Source organism: Kitasatospora sp. NPDC056138 (assembly GCF_042264695.1).
Classification (GTDB): Bacteria; Actinomycetota; Actinomycetes; order Streptomycetales; family Streptomycetaceae; genus Kitasatospora.
This window is the reverse complement of record NZ_JBHJVK010000006.1, coordinates 1-15,111: the sequence shown is the minus strand read 5'-3', so window position 1 is coordinate 15,111 and position 15,111 is coordinate 1. Positions and strand designations below refer to the sequence as shown.

Genomic DNA, 15,111 nt, shown 5'->3' with positions numbered 1-15,111 from the left:
CTCCGCCTGCGCGGGGCCGGCCCGTACGCGCAGGGAGCGATCCGTTGGCCGGCGCGGCGGGAGGGTGCGATCCGTTGGCCGGCGCGGCGGGAGGGTGCGGCACTCCCGACGGTGGCGGCGGGGTGGGTCAGCCGCAGTGGCTCCAGCCGCTGGTCCAGGCGTTGCCCTGGTACGAACCGCCCCATTTCACGCAGGTGTTCGAGGCGTGCTCGGTGACCGGGCCCGCGTATTCGGTGAAGGTGCCCGGATCGCTCGCCGCGCCCCCTCCCTGCACGGTCAGGGTCGCGTTCATCGGGACCGGGCCCCGGATCTGGTCCGCGAGCGTGGCGACGCAGTTGGTTCCGGTGGCACTGTTGAAGAGCAGGTACACACTGGCGCCGCCGAGGCTGTGCGAGTCGATCACCTTGTAGCCGCTGCCGCACAGTTGGCCGGCGCTGTACGGGTTGGCGGCGGCCTTGGACGGCGGACTCTTCGGGCTCGGGCTGCCGCTGGAGGCCGGTGCCGGCACCGGCGGTGCCGCCGGAGAGGTGCCGGCCGCCGGGGCCGTCGGCCCGGCGGTGGCGGACCTTGCGGGAGCGGCCGACCGGGCCCGGTCGGCCGAAGCCGACGCGTCGGCGAAGGGCGAGGAGCTTTCACCGGAAGCGGCGCCGGATGCGGTCGGGTCGGGGTCGGCCGAGGCGCTGTGACCGTTGTGGAGACTGGTGGCCGCTGTGGCAGCGGTGTTCGGGGACTTGTGATCCGAGCCGCTGACCTGGATCACGGTGGCGACGATGCCGCCCACGGCGGTGACGGCGACGGCACTTGCCGTCACCACCCGTATCTGTCTGCGCCGCCGGACCTGGTGCTCGTGACGCTCGGCCAGAGCCGCCCAGTCGGGCTGCGATGTCCCGGACACCGGCGGCTCGTGACTCCAGACCGGTCCCGTCCCCCGTGCCTCTGTCATGGGGCGACAGCCTAGTACAACGCCGCAGCGGCCCCGCCGCGCGGGGAACAGGCCCGCGTCACAGAGGCGGTGACTGCCCTTCCGGCCCGCACGGGCCGGGCAGGGCCGTTGATCTGGCATCCCGGTACTTCCTGCACTGACGGTAGCGGTCCGTGTACAGGATCGGGAGTAGCTCGCGCTCCGAGGCGCGGGCGCGGCAGCGTCCCCCGTCCCGGGCCCGCCGCTGCGGGAGTTGCCATTGTGGGTCGCGGCCGTGTGGTGCCCCTTGATCCTGATGGCCCGTCATATCGCTTCCGAGTGCTGACTCCAGAACTTCCACGCCAGTGGTGCCGGCGCGCCGAAGCCCGCTCGCGAGCCTGGTCGACCAGTTGACCGGGCAACTGGTCGACCAGCGCGTCCGACTGCAACGCGTCCGACTGCAACTCCATGCGGCGGACAGCCTCCACGGCATCGGCCGGGACGGTCACGGCTGTCAGCAGGTGCTGCTTCCTCGACCGGGAGTCACACCGTTCTTCCTCGCAGACCTTTCCCTCACCGGGTGAGTCAGCCCGAGTACCGGCACACCGTGACCGATCCGGTGGGCACGTCGCTCCTCGAACCGCAGCCGACCACCCGATAGTTGCTCTGGATCATGTTGTAGTAGTGCCCCCACCTCTGGTACCCGGCGGGGTTGCTGTTGTAGTCGTGGTCGGGATCGGCGTCGTAGGTGCTCTTCTCGCCGGCCCACTGCCCTGTGGCCTGGCTCGGCGAAGAACTCGACATGTTCTCGGCGGCGTTGTTGATGTCCGCGTGGTGCAGCTGGCCGCCCGCAGTGGACGCCGGGTCGTCAGCCCACGCCTGGGCCTCGGCGGCGAGCGCGCTGTCCCAGGTCAGAGGCGGCTGACCGGCCTCCTGGCGCACGCTGTTGGTCTGGGAGACGATGGCCTGTTGCTCGGCGGGGCTGACGTCGGAGACGGCTGCCGAAGCATTCGTCGCCAGCATCGTGCCTCCGCTCATCAGCGCCGCTGCGACGACGGCCGTGGCGCGATGGTGTGCCCGAGTGGGATTTCTCATGTGCGACTCCCTGGTCGCAGGAAAACATCAGCAAAGCAATGGGAAAGCTTGCTGGGAGGTGCCGGCGTGGATCGCGGCCGTCAGGGAAGCGGGCCGCACCGCCGGCTCATGCGATGGCCGGAGGGCCATCGGCGACACAGCGGTCCGGTCGGCGGCCGCACAGCCGCCTCCGGTAGGTCCAGCCTATGCCCGGGGCAGCGGTGCGGCGACCGAAGTCACCTTCGCCTGCTTCACCGGGCCGTGCCGGCCGGGCAAGTGCGGTGCCGGTGTTGGGCGTTGTGACCAACCGCGCCGACTGCCGTCACCGGGCGGCGGCTGCCGTTGGCCCGGTGCTGTGAGAAGGGGGGCACCCGTGGAGAAGACGGATTCCGCCGTCGCATCGCCGAGGTGGTCGGCCTCACCCCGTCCTACGTCGCCCAGTAGGGGATCAGCAGGCCCACGAAGGCCGTCCCCAGAGCGCCGAAGCCCCACAGCGCGGCCCGCCGGAAGTGCCTGCCGTACGAGTCGAGGAGCCAGGTCCGGCGTCCAGCCACCGCGACCAGGATGACGGACAGCCCCCCGCCCGTCATGCCGGCCGTGAGGCACAGCAGCATGGCGTTGCCCAGTGCGGCGTGCGTCCCGGCAGGGATGCAGGTGCCCGTGGGGGTGCAGTCGACCTGTTCGTGACGCCCCTGCCTGTTCTCGGAGACGTTCTTCATGACGACCAGCCCGCCCTCGGCCCTGGGCGCGGCGGAGAGCGGGGTGACGTCGCCGAAGCAGTCGTAGGAGACCGAACGGTGTGTGGGCTTGTTCGCCCAGCACGTCCCGAAGTGCATCCGGCCGCTGCCGCCGGTGAGTCCGGCGGATCTGCGGAAGTCGCCCAGCGCGCCGGTGAACCCGACGCAGCCGCTGCACATGAGCAGCACGCCGAGGACGAACATCGCCAGGAAGCCGAGGAGGCCGATCCGTTCGTCGCGGCGGCGGACCCTTCCGGACCGCGACGGGGTCGGGCCGTGTTTGGTCCTGTCCTTACCGCTTGGCTCGGGTCTCCTATCGGCCGCCATCTCGTTCCCCCCTCGTCTGCTCCGGCTCACCGCCGCCCGACAGGATAGAGCTGCTGCGGAACGGGGGTGGGGCGCGGGTGCCCCGAAGGCGACCCCTGGCGGCGTGTGGAACCCCAGTTCACCGGCGGTCGGCAGGAGCCCCGTCACCGCACGTCCCGGCCGCACCCCTGCCGACTCCCGGCGGCAGGGACGTCGCCGGGACCGCGCCCGGGCCTGCGATCATGGACCCGCCGGCACATCGAGCAGGGGGACCACATGGAGCTACGGCAGCTGCGCTGCTTCGTCGCCGTCGCCGAGGAACTGCACTTCGGCCGGGCCGCCGAGAAGCTGCTGCTCGGACAGCCCGCCGTGAGCCAGCAGGTCCGGCGTCTGGAGCGGGAGTTGAAGGTCGAGTTGTTCGACCGCTCGCCCCGGTACGTCCGGCTGACCCCGGCCGGCGAGCGCTTCCTGGCCGCCGCCAGGGACGTACTGACCGCCGAGGACGCCGCCCGCGCCCTCGCCGCCGATCTGGCCGCACCCGCCGCGCTCCGGCTCGGCACCGTCACCGGGCTCGGCGAGCGGCTCGACCTGATCCTGGACACCTATCAGCGACGGGCCCCCGGCGTGCGCGTCGAACTCCATTCCACCCCGGTACGGGAACGGCTCGCCCGGCTGGCGGACGGCCGCCTCGACGCCGCCTTCGTGCGCGGTGCCGTCGCCGAGAACAGCGCCGATCTTCGCTTCCTGCCCGTCTGGCAGGACGAGTTGGTGATCGCGCTGCCCGCCCGGCACGCCCTCGCCGACCACCCTGAGGTCGATCTCGTGGAACTCGCCGCCCTGCCACTCCGGCTGACCGAACGCCGCAACCACCCGGCGCTGGTGGACCTGGTGATGGACGCCTGCGCGCGGGCCGGCTTCCGACCGGTGCTCGGTCCGGCCCACAGCAACCTGCAGGACACCCTGGCCTCGATCGGCGCCGGAACCCCGATGTGGACGGTGGTGTACGCCGCCAACGCCCGGATGACGAACGCCCACCGGATCGCCTTCCGTCCCTGCCGAACCCCGCTGGCCCTGCCGACCTCGATCGCCGTACGGCGCTCCGCCCCGCTCCCGCGACTGCTCCTGGAAGCCTGCCGCCAGACGCCCCCGAACTGGGACGATCAGGATTCGTGATCGCTGCCGGAGCGATTCGGGTCTGGGTGCGGGCGGCCCGATCGGGTGGACTGTTCTCGGCCGGAAAACCCGGCAGGAGAACTCGGACAGGAGCCGAAGATGCCGATCGTCACCATTCAGCAGGGCCCGCGCGAGGTCGGGCAGAAGCGCGAGCTGGTCAAGAGGATCACCGAGGCCTTCGTGGAGGCACTGGAGGTTCCCGCCGAGAGCGTGTACGTGTGGATCCAGGAGTACCCGGCGGAGAACTGGGGCGCGGCCGGCAAGCTCACCGCGGACCGGTAGCCCGCCAGGGCCTGTCTGACACATGGTCATCCGCCGGTCCGCGGAGCCAGCGGATCGGGGAAGGCCGGACAGCTCCGGCGCGGTAGCGGTCGGCGGGATCGTCGAAGCGCGTGGCGATCGCACGGAACCCGCCCGAGGCGGGCGAAGCACCGGTCGACGACGTTATCTACGACTGCAACCTCACCGACCCGCAGTGGTGGTGCCGCGACGGGCAGGCGCTCGAGGTCAGGATCAGCGGTGTCACCGAGTGCCTCGACGCGGGCGGTGGCGGCTGGACCGACAAGGTCCACGGCATGACCGGCGCTCGTCAGGGGGTGCCCGGCGGCTGCGGCTGTCCGGTGTCAGGCCCGTACACGCCGGTGCGCGCCGGTACACGCCCGTGAGTGCCCCGTCGAGAAAATCACTTGACTGATCGTCAGATCTCGCGAAGTCTTGCCGGCGATCCGGTTCTTGGCGGGGCCGGCACAGGGGAGGGGTTGTTGATGACTTCGTCGCGTTCGCTCGACGGTCAGTACGCCGTCGTCGTGGGTGGCAGTTCCGGTGTCGGGGAGGCGACGGCGGCCCTGCTCGCCGCCGACGGCGCCGAGGTGCTCATCGCCGGACGCGACGAGGGTCGGCTGGAGGCCGCGCTGGGGCGCATCGGCGGCAAGAGCAGCGGGCGTCGGCTGGACGGCTCCGATCCGGAGCAGGTCCGTGCCTTCTTCGCCGCACTGGACCGCGAACTCGACCACCTGGTCCTGGCGTTGAGCGGCGGTGGCGGCTCGGGCCCGATCTCGGCCCTCCACCCGGACGAGCTCGCCGCCGGGTTCGACGGCAAGTTCTGGCCGTTCGTGCACATTCTGCAGGCGGCGCTGACGCGGCTGCGCCCGGACGGTTCGGTCACCTTCGTGACCGCCGCCTCCGCCCGCGCGGCCTTCCCCGGTACCGCCGGCCTGGCGGCGATCAACGGTGCGCTGGCTGCCATGGTCCCGCCGCTGGCGGTGGAGCTGGCCCCGCTGCGCGTCAACGCGGTCTCGCCCGGCGTCATCGACACCCCGTGGTGGGACCAGGTGCCCACCGAGCGCCGCGCGGAGCTCTTCGAGGGCCTGGCCGCGACCACCCCGGTCGGCCGGGTGGGTCGCGCCGAGGACGTCGCCGAGGTGATCCGGTTGCTGGTCGGGAACACCTTCATGACCGGCACGGTGATCGACTGCACGGGCGGGGTCAACCTGCCCACCGGGCGCTGACGGGCCGCGCTTGGCTCGTCGGAAAGGCCCGGTGGCGGTCCGATCCGTCCGTGCCGACCCGCCGTTCCATCCGCTGCGACGGGTGCTGCGGTCGCCGTGTGCGGCGGGCCGCGTCTCGCTGCCACGCGTCTCGCTGCCACGCGTCTCGCTGTTCGCTCCTGCGTTCACCACGGGCGTGGCGCACCGCCCGCCGGGGTCGCCGGCAGGGGGGCGGTCTCAGAAGGCCGTGGCGGTCTCGCTGCGGGGGTCGCCGACGGGGATCCGCTTGTCGTAGAGCCCGGCTCGGGCCGAGCGGCGCCACGGACGGGCACGGCGAACGGCCATGTCGATGTCCGCGTCCTCCGAGTCGAGGTCGATGTCCGCGATCGCCAGGGCGGGACGTCCGTCTGCGGGGCAGCGCGCCAGCCACCGTCCGCCGGGCGCCACGATCCCGGACGGCACCGTGGCGCTGAACTGCGCCGGGACGGAGTAGCCGAGCCAGTAGTTGTAGAGCGTCCCGTACGCCTGGGCGACGCGTGCCCGGGGCGCGTCGTCAGCCATCACCGACAGCAGGACGCAGTCGACGTCCAGGCGTTCGTACTCGGCGAACACCTCCGGGAAGTTGGCCTCGATGCACAGCGCGAAGCCGAACCGGATGCCGTCCACCTCGACGACGAGTGGTTCCCGTCCCGGGGAGTACAGGAAGGAGATCTCGGTGTGTGACAGGATCCGTTTGTCGTACCGGGCGACCAGCTTGCCGTGGTCGGAGACGATGTAGAGGCTGTTGTGCGGCCGGTTCGGCAGCGTGAGCGGGTGGATCGACCCGAATGCCGTCCACAGGCCGAGTTCCCCCGCCAGCGCGGCGATCGACTCCGCTTCCTCACGCAGGACGTCCCATGCTGCCCGGCTCCAGTCGGCCGGGACCGGCTCGCCGGCCGGACCGGCCGCCATCACGTGCTTGCTCGGGTAGGTGATCGCCCCCTCGGGGAACTGCACCAGCCGTGCACCCAGCCCGGCGGCCTCGACCATCAGGGCCCGGATCTCCTCCCCGGCCGCCCGCAGCGCCCCTTCGTCGGTGGGGTCTTCCGGTACGGTGCTCTGCGCGACAGCCAGCCGCAAGGTCCTCACCACGAGGTGGATGCTACGACACACCCGGACCCGTGGCCAGACCACCGGCGGACCCGGGCCGACCTTGGCCGGATGCGAGCAGGCATACGGGTTTGACTGCGCGTCAGGGACATCCGGCGGGCGGCTTGCCCCGCCGTCGCGTAGACAGGCTCCCGGTGTCGAGCGGGGCCGATCTGCCCTGACTGACCGTCACGGCTCCACGGTGGCGACGTATTCGGTGCCGGTGAGCTGCCGCCTGCTCGCGCGGCCCGGTCGGCCTAGGCCGTGTCTCACAATTGATCTTGTGGTGGGTCGAGGAGAGATAACAGATGCGGCGTGGGCCAGGATTGAGCCGTTGCTGCCGCGGCGGGACTGGGAGGGGCGTCCTTGGCGTGATCACCGCCAGGTGGTGAACGGGGTGCTGTGGCGTCTGCGCACGGGCGCCCCGTGGCGTGATCTGCCCGAGCGGTACGGCCCATGGCAGACCGTCTACCAGCGCTTCGCCCGCGCCCGCGACCTTTCCCGCATCCCCGACGACCGTGCCGCAGCCGTCATCCTCCTCGCCCGCGCCGCCGGAACCGCCGGCGCAGCGACCGTGTTCGACGACGCGGTCCACCTACGCCGACGAAACCGCCATCGGCGCCATCCACCCCCTCCAGATCGAATGGGTGCCCGCTCCGAACTCGCCACCAACCCCTGCACCAGCAAACTCCAGCAGGTCATCGACGAACGCCCCGCGCACTGACCCGCGGCACACAGCAACGAGGCCGGGCCCCACCCCCGAAGTTGGAGGATGGGGCCCGGCCGAAGTCCGGTGACGGGCTCACCTGCCCGACGGGTGGTCGCTCAGAAGTGGATCATCCACTGGAAGTCGGACTGCGCGTTGCTGACGTGGACGTGGCTGCGGGTGCCGTAGGCGGTCGGGTTGTTCCAGTTGTACTCCTCGATGTCGAAGGAGCCGTCAGAGTAGACGGCGTTGACGTAGGCGACGTGGCCGAACTTCCCGTGGACGTCGTTGACGGCGATGGCGCCGACGGTGGGGGTGGTGTTGACCGTGAGGCCGGCGCGCCGGGCGGAGTCGTCCCAGGTGTTGGCGTTGAACCAGGAGGTGCCGCCCCAGGAGTTGCCGAAGTCCGAGATGCCGAGACGGGTGGCGACGCGGAAGGCCGCGAAGGCGGTGCACTGGTCGGGGTAGAAGCCGTGGCCGCTGTGGTCGTAGTCGTCGACGGGGGTCTGGTTGCCGCCGGTGCCGCCGAGGAACTGGTGGGAGGCGTTGTTGTTCTTCAGGGTGGCGTTGAGGTTGCCCTTGGCGCCGGGGGCGAAGTCCTGGTAGGCGCCGGCGTAGCCGCTGTTGTAGTGGACGCGGACGGTCTGTCCGGTGCGGTTCCACACCGATGCGGCGTTGTTCTTGACGCAGACGCCCTGGCCGTTGCCGGCGCTCTTGAATTCGTAGCAGGACGGCTGGGTGGTCCCGTAGTCGCCGAGGGAGCCGGTGAAGTCGGAGATCGAGCCGGCCTCGTCGCTGTTGTAGTAGTAGCAGAACTCTCCGGCGTCGCAGACCCCGTCGCGGGACGCGGCGAAGGCGGGGGCGGAGGTGGCGCCGACGAGGGGGACGGCCACGGCCAGTGCGGCGCCGACGACGGTGAGCGTGGTGCGTATGTTCTCCATGGCTCTCTCTTTTCGTGACGTGTCATCGACGGGTGCTTCGGTCGTGCTCGGGTGGTGCCGTGCGCGGTCAGTGGGTTCGCTGGTACTCCTCCCAGGTCTGGATGGGGATGCGGGGGCCGTCGTCGGCGGCGTGGTTGGCCAGGCCGTTGAGGCCGAGGTAGTAGTCACCGGTCTGGTTCTGGGCCTGGGTGGCCAGGTCGGTGTCATTGATCGCGGCGGCGTGGATGTGCCACGGCCAGTTGCCCTGGGTGGGGTTGCGGACCCAGGCGGCGAATCCGACCTGGCGCAGTGCCTGGGCGACGGCGGTGCGGGTGGTGCTGGACATGCCGTTGACGTTGATGTCCACGACGCCGCCGCCGTCGTGGGTGCCGGCGGAGGTGGGATCGCCGCCGGGGTTGTAGGAGCCCTGGTCGAGGGTGAGGTGGAAGCCCAGGAGGCGTTCGGCTTCGGTGAGCATGTTCTGGGTGCGGGTGTTGACGGTGTATCCGTCGCGCTGCAGGTGCGCGCCGGGCCCGATCTGGTGGGTGACGGTGTAGCGGCCCTGCCCGAGCGCGGTGAGGGAGGAGGCGCCGGGCAGCCCGTTGGCGTCCAGGCCGCTGTAGCCGAGGGAGCGTTGGAAGGCGGCGTAGGCGGCGATGGTGGTGGTGCCGAAGTAGCCGTCCACCCAGCGGGCGTCGAGGAGGCCGCGGGCCTGCAGGGCCTGCTCGACGGCCAGGACCGAGTCGTGGGCGCCCGGGGTCTGCGTGCTGTCGGGGCGCCGGGGATCGATCTGCGCGGCCAGGACGGTGGCTTCCATGTCCACCACGGGCAGCGCAGCAGCGGTGGCCGCCGGCGCCTCGGTCAGGGGCGGCGGGGTCGCGGCGTGGGCCTGTGCGGCGCTCAGCACCAGGCCGCTCAGGACGGCGACGGCCGTGAGCAGCCGGGTTGCGGCGTTCCGGGTCTTGATGACGGATGCCATGCGTTGATTCCTTCCGGTTGGATGAAGAGATCGGCCCCGACCCGTCCCGGTGCCCGGCACCAGGCGGGGTCAGGGTTCCGACGGAGGGCTCCCGAACGGGAGCAGCACTCAGCAGCACCGCCGGCCGGTGCGGCCGTCGCTGACGCAGTCGCTGCGGAGAAGGGCCGCGCCGGCACGAGTTCCGGTGACGGCCCGGGAGCCAGTACTTCTCGACGGGCATGACCGTTCGGAGTCCGCCGAACAGTCAGCGACAGCTGTCCCGGGACCCGGCCCGCGGTGCTCGCCGTGAGCCGAACGGTCAGCAGCGGACGTCGGTCTTCACGGGGACGTCGCTGGAGCAGGAGTTCCGATGGAGGCGGGCCGGGCGTTCTCTCATTGCTGCTGGCGGAAGAGCAGTTGGTTCTGGTTGTGGGCGAGCAGCCTGGTCAGTCCGACTTCCGGGCTGACGGCCCGCAGCGCATGGGAGTCGTTCGCTGGCCGCAGGAGCGTCAGTTCCAGGAGTTCGTCGAGTGCTTCGCGCACCTGAGTCACTCGTCAGGTGCAGGACGGCGGCGATCCGTTCGACTCCTCCCCCCGGCTCGGCCAGTAGGGTCCGGTAGACGTTCTCCGTCCGTGCGTTCAGTCCGAGTGCCTGCAACACCGCGCTGCCCTCCCCAGGTCAGTGATCATCATCGGTGCATGGCGGTCGGATTCGCAATGGTTTCGCAGGCGAAATGATCTGGCACGTAGCTGCCGAGTGACTTGATACCGCCTCTGTGGCCAGGACATCGCCTTTCCTGGACGGCAAGATCTTCCTCATCGGTGCGGAAAGAAACGCAAAAATCGGGACGATTTCCGCGAACTACTCACAGGCGCAGCATGGTTACGAAACAGGAGGGAACAGTCGTGGCCCACTCGATACGCATCGTGTGCACCGGCCTGGTCGTCGCATTCACCGTCGGCCTGGGCCCCGGCGCCGCAAGCGGCATCGTCGCTGATCGCCCGGCCCTCCAACTCGGCTTCACCGCCACGGGTTTCGACTGAAACGCCGCTCCTCCCGCACATCCGCGCAGAGTTCACTAGGCCGTTTCTCATAATTGGTCTTGTGGTGGGTCGAGGAGAGACAACGGACGCGGCGTGGGCTCGGATAGAGCCGTTGCTGCCGCAGCGGGACGGGGCCGGGCGCCCTTGGCGTGATCACCGGCAGGTGGTGAACGGGGTGTTGTGGCGGGTGCGCACGGGTGCGCCGTGGCGTGATCTGCCCGAGCGGTACGGTCCGTGGCAGACCGTCTACCGGCGCTTCGCCCGGTGGGAGAAGGACGGCACGTGGGCCGCGCTCCTGCGGGAGGTTCAGGTCCGCAGCGATGCTGTGGGGAGCGTGGAGTGGGCGGTCGCGATCGACTCCACCGTCGCCAGGGCCCACCAGCACGCGGCCGGGGCCCGCAAAAAGGGGACCGGCCCGAGGACGAATCGGATGATCCGGCAGCGGTCGCGCGCCGTGAGGCGCTCGGCCGGTCCCGGGGCGGGCTGACCACCGAGATCCACCTGGCGGTCGACGGCCGGGGCCTGCCGTTGTCGATCCTGCTGAGCACCGGCAACACGGCCGACTGCACGATGCTGCCCGCCGTCCTCGATGCGATACGCGTTCCGCGCACCGGGGGCGGGCGGCCGAGGACCAGGCCCGACCGGGTCGCGGCCGACAAGGCCTATTCCTCCAGGAAGATCCGCCGCCTGCTGCGGCGCCGGCGGATCAAGGCGGCCATCCCCGAACACCGGGACCAGATCGCCGGCCGCGCAAGCCGCGCAAGCCGCGCAAGCCGCGCAAGCCGCGCAAGCCGCGCAAGCCGCGCAAGCCGCGCAAGCCGCGCAAGCCGCGGCGGGCGGCCGCCGGCCTTCGACAGGGCCGCCTACAAGGGGCGGAACGTCGTCGAGCGGTGCTTCGCCAAGCTGAAGCAATTCCGGGCAGTGGCAACCCGGTTCGACAAACTGGCCAACCGCTACCGAGCCGGCGTCGTCCTCGCCTCACTGATCCTCTGGCTGCGAGCCGAGGAACAATGACCGCCACCGTGATCAATTACGAGACGCGGCCTAGTAGTCCACCAGTGGCGCCGACCCTCTCAATTCGGCTGCCGGTGTGCGATCCCCCGTTCGATTGGATCGCTTCCGGCCGGCGGCGCACATCGGCCGCTGTTAGCTGAGATCAAGCCAAACGTGACTTTGCTTCACACCAGCTGATGACAGGGCAGCCTCGGCGATGAGCTAATCGGCCCGTCCGATTCGACGACGAAAGGACAGACCATGAAGGCGTTTCCTCGACTGCTCGCCACTGCGGTGGCCGCCGGTACCATGATTCTCGCCGCCGCGATCCCCGCTTCGGCGACCCCGGCGCAGAGCAACTACTCGGGTGACTCGTACGCCTACTCCAGCCCCGCGGCCGCCAAGCAGGCAGCCGTCAACAACGCGCTGGAGTCGGCTGCGGCGGCCGGGTTCAGCGCCGGTCAGTGCCGCACTCTGGGAGTGCCGCAGGCCTACCCGGACAACCTCAGCGCCGCCCGGACCGCCCTGCGCGCCGCCGCCCCGCAGCAGCTGCCGCCGGGCACCGTGTGGGACGGCTCCGCGCAGGTCCAGTGCATCACCCAGCCGGTCGCCGGTACGGTCGCGCTCGAGCGCTACAACGGCCCGGAGCACCAGAGCGCCACCGGGTCCGCGCCGGCCGGCTACTACCTGGAGGGCAACCTCGGCTGGCTCTACACCAGCCAGGTGTCCGGAACCCACGCGCTCTACCAGTGCAAGGCCTGGAACTCGACGGACACCTTCACCTCGGCGGCCGGGAACTGCGAGGGCCAGCAGTACCTGGGCCAGCTCGGCTTCATCAACGACGCGCCGCCGGCCGGCCTGGCGAGCCGCGTGGTGCGGCGCTGCACGGTCAATGGCGAGCACTTCGACTCGAACGACTACAACTGCGAGGGGCAGGTGGCGGAGGGCATCCTCGGCTACTCGCTGAACTGATCCACCCGCGGCCGACGGGCGGCCCCCTGCCGGGCCCGCCCGTCGGCTCCCCCGTTCGGGCGGACCTGGCGCCGCGTCAGTGGCAGGGGGTGCCGCTGGCCTGCCGGACCACGGCGTTGCCCGCCGAGTCCTGCATGTCGTAGGTGACCACCATGCAGAGGCCGCCGGTGACGGCGGAGGAGGCCGAGACCGGGCCCGCGTAGTAGTAGAAGTGGCCCGCGTCGTAACCGGTCTCGCCGGTGTCCGACTTGAGCTGCACGTCCATCCACTTAGGGCCTGTGTGATGTTGTGATCAGTCTTGTGGTTTCGCGCCCATCCGAGGGCGTGATCCAGTAGGAAGTTACGTGTGACGCGTAGGCAACTCACCGACGAGCAGTGGACGTTCGTCGAGCCCTACCTGCCGGTCGGCAGGTTCGGCCCGTACCCGGAGAGACTGCGGGATCAGTTCGAGGGGGCGATCTGGCGGTTCCGCTCCGGCTCCCAGTGGCGGGAGATGCCTTCCGGGTTCGGTCCCTGGCCGACCGTCTACGGCCGCTTCCGGGTCTGGCGGGACGCGGGCGTCTTCGAGGCTCTGCTGGAGGGTGCGATCGTGCAGGCCGCGGAGCGGGGCGAGATGGACCTGTCGCTGGTCAGCGTCGACTCCACCACCGCCCGGGCCCACCACGACGCTGCCGGGATGCGCCTGGACGAGGATGTCGTCACGGCACTGGAGAAGGCTGCCGCCGAGGAGGAGAAGGCCAGGTCAAAGGGGGCGGCCTCGAAGAACAAAACGGGCAGGACGTCGCGAACGACCCGGAATGGGAAGAGCGACGACGCATCCGACGGCGGCGCAAGCTCCGACTGAAGGCTGCCCTGCTCGGACGCTCCAGGGGCGGGCTGACCAGTAAGGTCCACCTCGCCGCCGACCGCCGGTGCCGTCCCCTGGCTTTCGTCCTGACCGCAGGGCAGGCCGCCGACAGCCCCCAGTTCATCCCTGTCCTCAAGAAGGTCCGGGTCCGCGGGCCCGTCGGCCGCCCCCGCACCCGACCCGACGCGGTCGCCGGGGATAAGGCCTACTCGTCCTGCGGCAACCGCGCCTACCTGCACAGACGCGGGATCAAGGCAGTCATCCCCGAGAAGAAGGACCAGGCCGCCAACCGGAAGAAGAAGGGCCGCAGGGGCGGTCGGCCTGTCAGTCACGACGCCGACCTCTACAAGGAGCGCAACACCGTCGAGCGCCTGATCAACAAGCTGAAGGCCTGGCGCGGCATCGCCACCCGGTACGACAAGACCCCGGGCAGCTACCTCGCCGGCCTCCATCTACGCGCCTCGATGATCTGGATCAAAGACCTCACCCGGACCACCCATTGATCACAACATCACACAGGCCCGTCGACGATCAGTACAGTGATGTCCAGTCCCATGTGAGCACGCTACGGACAGGTGCCTGCCCCAGGCGAGCCGCTGCGCCGCTCCGGGAAGCACCGCCGCTTGAACCCGATCGCAGGTGACGGCGGCCAGGGCTGGTGCGGGTAAGGCGTTTTCGTTCCCATGCGTACCCTCGGTCTACCCAGTATGACCAACCGACAGCTGGCTTGTCTGGAGGGGCTGTCAGGCCCCGGAGTGCTCGCCCGGCGGCCCGACAGTCTGCGGCGTGATCGGGCTGTCAGCGCGTTTCGCCGGCCTGGCAGCTGGTGCTCTGGGAGGTCGAGGTCCGCGCCCCGGTGCTGTCGGTGACCGTGGCGGTCACCAGCACGCCGGTGAGGCTGCGGCCGCAGCTGACGTCCAGCTCGGTGGGGCCCGAGTAGAGAACCGCGTAGTAGTTGCTGACCGACCAGCTGACACTGACCGCGCCGACGCCTGAGGTCTGTAGTGTGCAGTCGACATGACCCAAGCTCTGGGGGCCGCCGATCGGCTCCGAGTAGCAGAACATCGAGGCGGCCACGGCGTGTTGGGCGGGTGCGGCCTGGGCAGCCGGCGCGGCGGCCAGGGCCGCGCCGAGGACCAGCGCGGCGCTGGCGCCGAGCAGGGCGAGACGGCCGGGCCGGGCGGTGTCGGTACGCATGTGAACTCCCGTTGTCGGGCGAGGGGTGACAGGGGGTGTGCGTTTCGCGCGGACTGTGATCAACCCATGGGCTTCTTCCGGCGCGATTCCCGACTCTGACACGTTGTCACCACTTCGTACAGCGTGCCAACCGGCCAATATTTATTTCAGACCGCAATTCATTGGCCAGAATTCATTCTGGCTGATGCCCAGGTTGCCTGCCGCTGTTGCTGACACACGGTCAACCAGTGGTGCGGGCGATCCCCGCACCCGACGGGAACGAGATGCTCGATGAGCAGGTTCCGCCTACGCGCTACCGCCCTAGCCGCAGTCGCCGCCATGGCCCTGGGTGGTGCCGCGGCAACCGCGCCCACCTGCGTCAACGCGCGATCAAGGCAGTGATCCCAGAGAAGAAGGACCAGGCCGCCAACCGGAAGAAGAAGGGCCGCAGGGGCGGTCGGCCCGTCAGTCACGACGCCGACCTCTACAAGGAACGAAACACCATCGAGCGCCTGATCAACAAGCTGAAGGTCTGGCGAGGCATCGCCACCCGCTATGACAAGACACCTGGCAGCTACCTCGCTGGCCTCCACCTCCGCGGCGCGATGATCTGGATCAAAGACCTCACCAGGACGACTCCTTGATCACGACTGCATACGCGCCCTCTAGTCGGGTAGCCGGGTCACGGC

General features: G+C 70.2%; 16 protein-coding genes and 3 pseudogenes. 10 read left to right on the top strand and 9 right to left on the bottom strand.

Annotated features, from left to right (window positions below; translation table 11 throughout):
• Nucleotides 1-127: 127 nt before the first annotated feature.
• From ACFC1R_RS06195 to ACFC1R_RS06185, 3 genes are all read right to left on the bottom strand, one after another.
• Nucleotides 128-943 carry a hypothetical protein gene (locus tag ACFC1R_RS06195; protein WP_375933523.1) on the bottom strand — a complete coding sequence of 272 codons (816 nt, stop codon included), beginning with the start codon at nt 941-943 and terminating at the stop codon, nt 128-130.
• Between the two features lie 543 nt (nt 944-1,486).
• Complete coding sequence (locus ACFC1R_RS06190) at nt 1,487-1,996, bottom strand: CAP domain-containing protein (protein WP_375933520.1); 510 nt, start codon at nt 1,994-1,996, stop codon at nt 1,487-1,489.
• Between the two features lie 407 nt (nt 1,997-2,403).
• Nucleotides 2,404-2,916: a hypothetical protein gene (locus tag ACFC1R_RS06185; protein WP_375933518.1), complete on the bottom strand. Its 513-nt coding sequence runs from the start codon at nt 2,914-2,916 to the stop codon at nt 2,404-2,406.
• A 378-nt stretch (nt 2,917-3,294) separates the two neighbouring features.
• On the opposite strand from ACFC1R_RS06185, the gene ACFC1R_RS06180 reads away from it, so the two are divergent.
• The 4 genes from ACFC1R_RS06180 (at nt 3,295) to ACFC1R_RS06165 (ending at nt 5,699) form a co-directional block, all read left to right on the top strand.
• Nucleotides 3,295-4,191, top strand: a complete 897-nt coding sequence (locus ACFC1R_RS06180) for a LysR family transcriptional regulator (RefSeq protein WP_375933515.1) — start codon at nt 3,295-3,297, stop codon at nt 4,189-4,191.
• Between the two features lie 99 nt (nt 4,192-4,290).
• Nucleotides 4,291-4,473: a 4-oxalocrotonate tautomerase DmpI gene (gene dmpI, locus ACFC1R_RS06175; protein WP_375933512.1), complete on the top strand. Its 183-nt coding sequence runs from the start codon at nt 4,291-4,293 to the stop codon at nt 4,471-4,473.
• 110 nt (nt 4,474-4,583) lie between these two features.
• On the top strand, nt 4,584-4,856 hold the full coding sequence (locus tag ACFC1R_RS06170; protein WP_375933509.1) for a hypothetical protein: 273 nt from the start codon (nt 4,584-4,586) through the stop codon (nt 4,854-4,856).
• 99 nt (nt 4,857-4,955) lie between these two features.
• A complete protein-coding gene (locus ACFC1R_RS06165; protein ID WP_375933506.1) occupies nt 4,956-5,699 on the top strand; it encodes an SDR family oxidoreductase in 744 nt (247 codons plus the stop codon).
• A gap of 216 nt (nt 5,700-5,915) precedes the next feature.
• Here the strand turns inward: ACFC1R_RS06165 and ACFC1R_RS06160 are convergent, their stop codons facing one another.
• Nucleotides 5,916-6,809 carry a carbon-nitrogen hydrolase family protein gene (locus ACFC1R_RS06160; protein WP_375933503.1) on the bottom strand — a complete coding sequence of 298 codons (894 nt, stop codon included), beginning with the start codon at nt 6,807-6,809 and terminating at the stop codon, nt 5,916-5,918.
• Nucleotides 6,810-7,092: 283 nt separating this feature from the next.
• Between ACFC1R_RS06160 and ACFC1R_RS06155 the strand changes: the two are divergent.
• Nucleotides 7,093-7,293 (top strand): annotated as a pseudogene (locus ACFC1R_RS06155) (transposase); the annotation flags it as partial.
• A gap of 338 nt (nt 7,294-7,631) precedes the next feature.
• On the opposite strand, the gene ACFC1R_RS06150 reads toward ACFC1R_RS06155, so the two are convergent.
• The 3 genes from ACFC1R_RS06150 to ACFC1R_RS06140 form a co-directional block, all read right to left on the bottom strand.
• The gene (locus ACFC1R_RS06150; protein ID WP_375933500.1) at nt 7,632-8,453 is read right to left on the bottom strand and encodes a CHAP domain-containing protein; all 822 of its coding nucleotides are present in this window, start codon (nt 8,451-8,453) and stop codon (nt 7,632-7,634) included.
• A 67-nt stretch (nt 8,454-8,520) separates the two neighbouring features.
• A complete protein-coding gene (locus ACFC1R_RS06145; protein WP_375933497.1) occupies nt 8,521-9,411 on the bottom strand; it encodes a peptidoglycan-binding protein in 891 nt (296 codons plus the stop codon).
• A 372-nt stretch (nt 9,412-9,783) separates the two neighbouring features.
• The gene (locus ACFC1R_RS06140) at nt 9,784-9,933 is read right to left on the bottom strand and encodes a hypothetical protein (RefSeq protein WP_375933494.1); all 150 of its coding nucleotides are present in this window, start codon (nt 9,931-9,933) and stop codon (nt 9,784-9,786) included.
• A gap of 363 nt (nt 9,934-10,296) precedes the next feature.
• Here ACFC1R_RS06140 and ACFC1R_RS06135 point away from each other — a divergent pair, with 363 nt between their 5' ends.
• The 3 genes from ACFC1R_RS06135 to ACFC1R_RS06125 all read left to right on the top strand — a co-directional run bounded on the left by ACFC1R_RS06135 (nt 10,297) and on the right by ACFC1R_RS06125 (nt 12,399).
• Complete coding sequence (locus ACFC1R_RS06135; RefSeq protein ID WP_375933491.1) at nt 10,297-10,434, top strand: hypothetical protein; 138 nt, start codon at nt 10,297-10,299, stop codon at nt 10,432-10,434.
• A gap of 61 nt (nt 10,435-10,495) precedes the next feature.
• Nucleotides 10,496-11,448 (top strand): IS5 family transposase gene (locus ACFC1R_RS06130; RefSeq protein WP_375933488.1). Its coding sequence is split into 2 segments (ribosomal slippage): nt 10,496-10,847 and nt 10,847-11,448, totalling 954 coding nucleotides; the frame shifts between segments, so codons are not numbered across the junction.
• A 240-nt stretch (nt 11,449-11,688) separates the two neighbouring features.
• Complete coding sequence (locus ACFC1R_RS06125; RefSeq protein ID WP_375933485.1) at nt 11,689-12,399, top strand: hypothetical protein; 711 nt, start codon at nt 11,689-11,691, stop codon at nt 12,397-12,399.
• Between the two features lie 76 nt (nt 12,400-12,475).
• On the opposite strand, the gene ACFC1R_RS06120 is transcribed toward ACFC1R_RS06125, so the two are convergent.
• The gene (locus tag ACFC1R_RS06120) at nt 12,476-12,664 is read right to left on the bottom strand and encodes a hypothetical protein (protein WP_375933482.1); all 189 of its coding nucleotides are present in this window, start codon (nt 12,662-12,664) and stop codon (nt 12,476-12,478) included.
• Between the two features lie 81 nt (nt 12,665-12,745).
• Between ACFC1R_RS06120 and ACFC1R_RS06115 the strand changes: the two are divergent.
• Nucleotides 12,746-13,749: pseudogene (locus ACFC1R_RS06115) on the top strand (IS5 family transposase).
• Between the two features lie 295 nt (nt 13,750-14,044).
• On the opposite strand, the gene ACFC1R_RS06110 reads toward ACFC1R_RS06115, so the two are convergent.
• Nucleotides 14,045-14,443: a hypothetical protein gene (locus ACFC1R_RS06110; protein ID WP_375933479.1), complete on the bottom strand. Its 399-nt coding sequence runs from the start codon at nt 14,441-14,443 to the stop codon at nt 14,045-14,047.
• A gap of 335 nt (nt 14,444-14,778) precedes the next feature.
• On the opposite strand from ACFC1R_RS06110, the pseudogene ACFC1R_RS06105 reads away from it, so the two are divergent.
• Nucleotides 14,779-15,066, top strand: a pseudogene (locus tag ACFC1R_RS06105) (IS5/IS1182 family transposase); the annotation flags it as partial.
• Between the last annotated feature and the right edge of the window lie 45 nt (nt 15,067-15,111).

Excerpts from the sequence above, each read along its gene's own strand:
- ACFC1R_RS06195 (WP_375933523.1), bottom strand. The coding sequence starts at position 943 with ATGACAGAGGCACGGGGGACGGGACCGGTCTGGAGTCACGAGCCGCCG.
- ACFC1R_RS06190 (WP_375933520.1), bottom strand. The coding sequence starts at position 1,996 with ATGAGAAATCCCACTCGGGCACACCATCGCGCCACGGCCGTCGTCGCA.
- ACFC1R_RS06185 (WP_375933518.1), bottom strand. The coding sequence starts at position 2,916 with ATGTTCGTCCTCGGCGTGCTGCTCATGTGCAGCGGCTGCGTCGGGTTC.
- ACFC1R_RS06180 (WP_375933515.1), top strand. The coding sequence starts at position 3,295 with ATGGAGCTACGGCAGCTGCGCTGCTTCGTCGCCGTCGCCGAGGAACTG.
- dmpI (WP_375933512.1), top strand. The coding sequence starts at position 4,291 with ATGCCGATCGTCACCATTCAGCAGGGCCCGCGCGAGGTCGGGCAGAAG.
- ACFC1R_RS06165 (WP_375933506.1), top strand. The coding sequence starts at position 4,956 with ATGACTTCGTCGCGTTCGCTCGACGGTCAGTACGCCGTCGTCGTGGGT.
- ACFC1R_RS06150 (WP_375933500.1), bottom strand. The coding sequence starts at position 8,453 with ATGGAGAACATACGCACCACGCTCACCGTCGTCGGCGCCGCACTGGCC.
- ACFC1R_RS06145 (WP_375933497.1), bottom strand. The coding sequence starts at position 9,411 with ATGGCATCCGTCATCAAGACCCGGAACGCCGCAACCCGGCTGCTCACG.
- ACFC1R_RS06125 (WP_375933485.1), top strand. The coding sequence starts at position 11,689 with ATGAAGGCGTTTCCTCGACTGCTCGCCACTGCGGTGGCCGCCGGTACC.
- ACFC1R_RS06120 (WP_375933482.1), bottom strand. The coding sequence starts at position 12,664 with ATGGACGTGCAGCTCAAGTCGGACACCGGCGAGACCGGTTACGACGCG.
- ACFC1R_RS06110 (WP_375933479.1), bottom strand. The coding sequence starts at position 14,443 with ATGCGTACCGACACCGCCCGGCCCGGCCGTCTCGCCCTGCTCGGCGCC.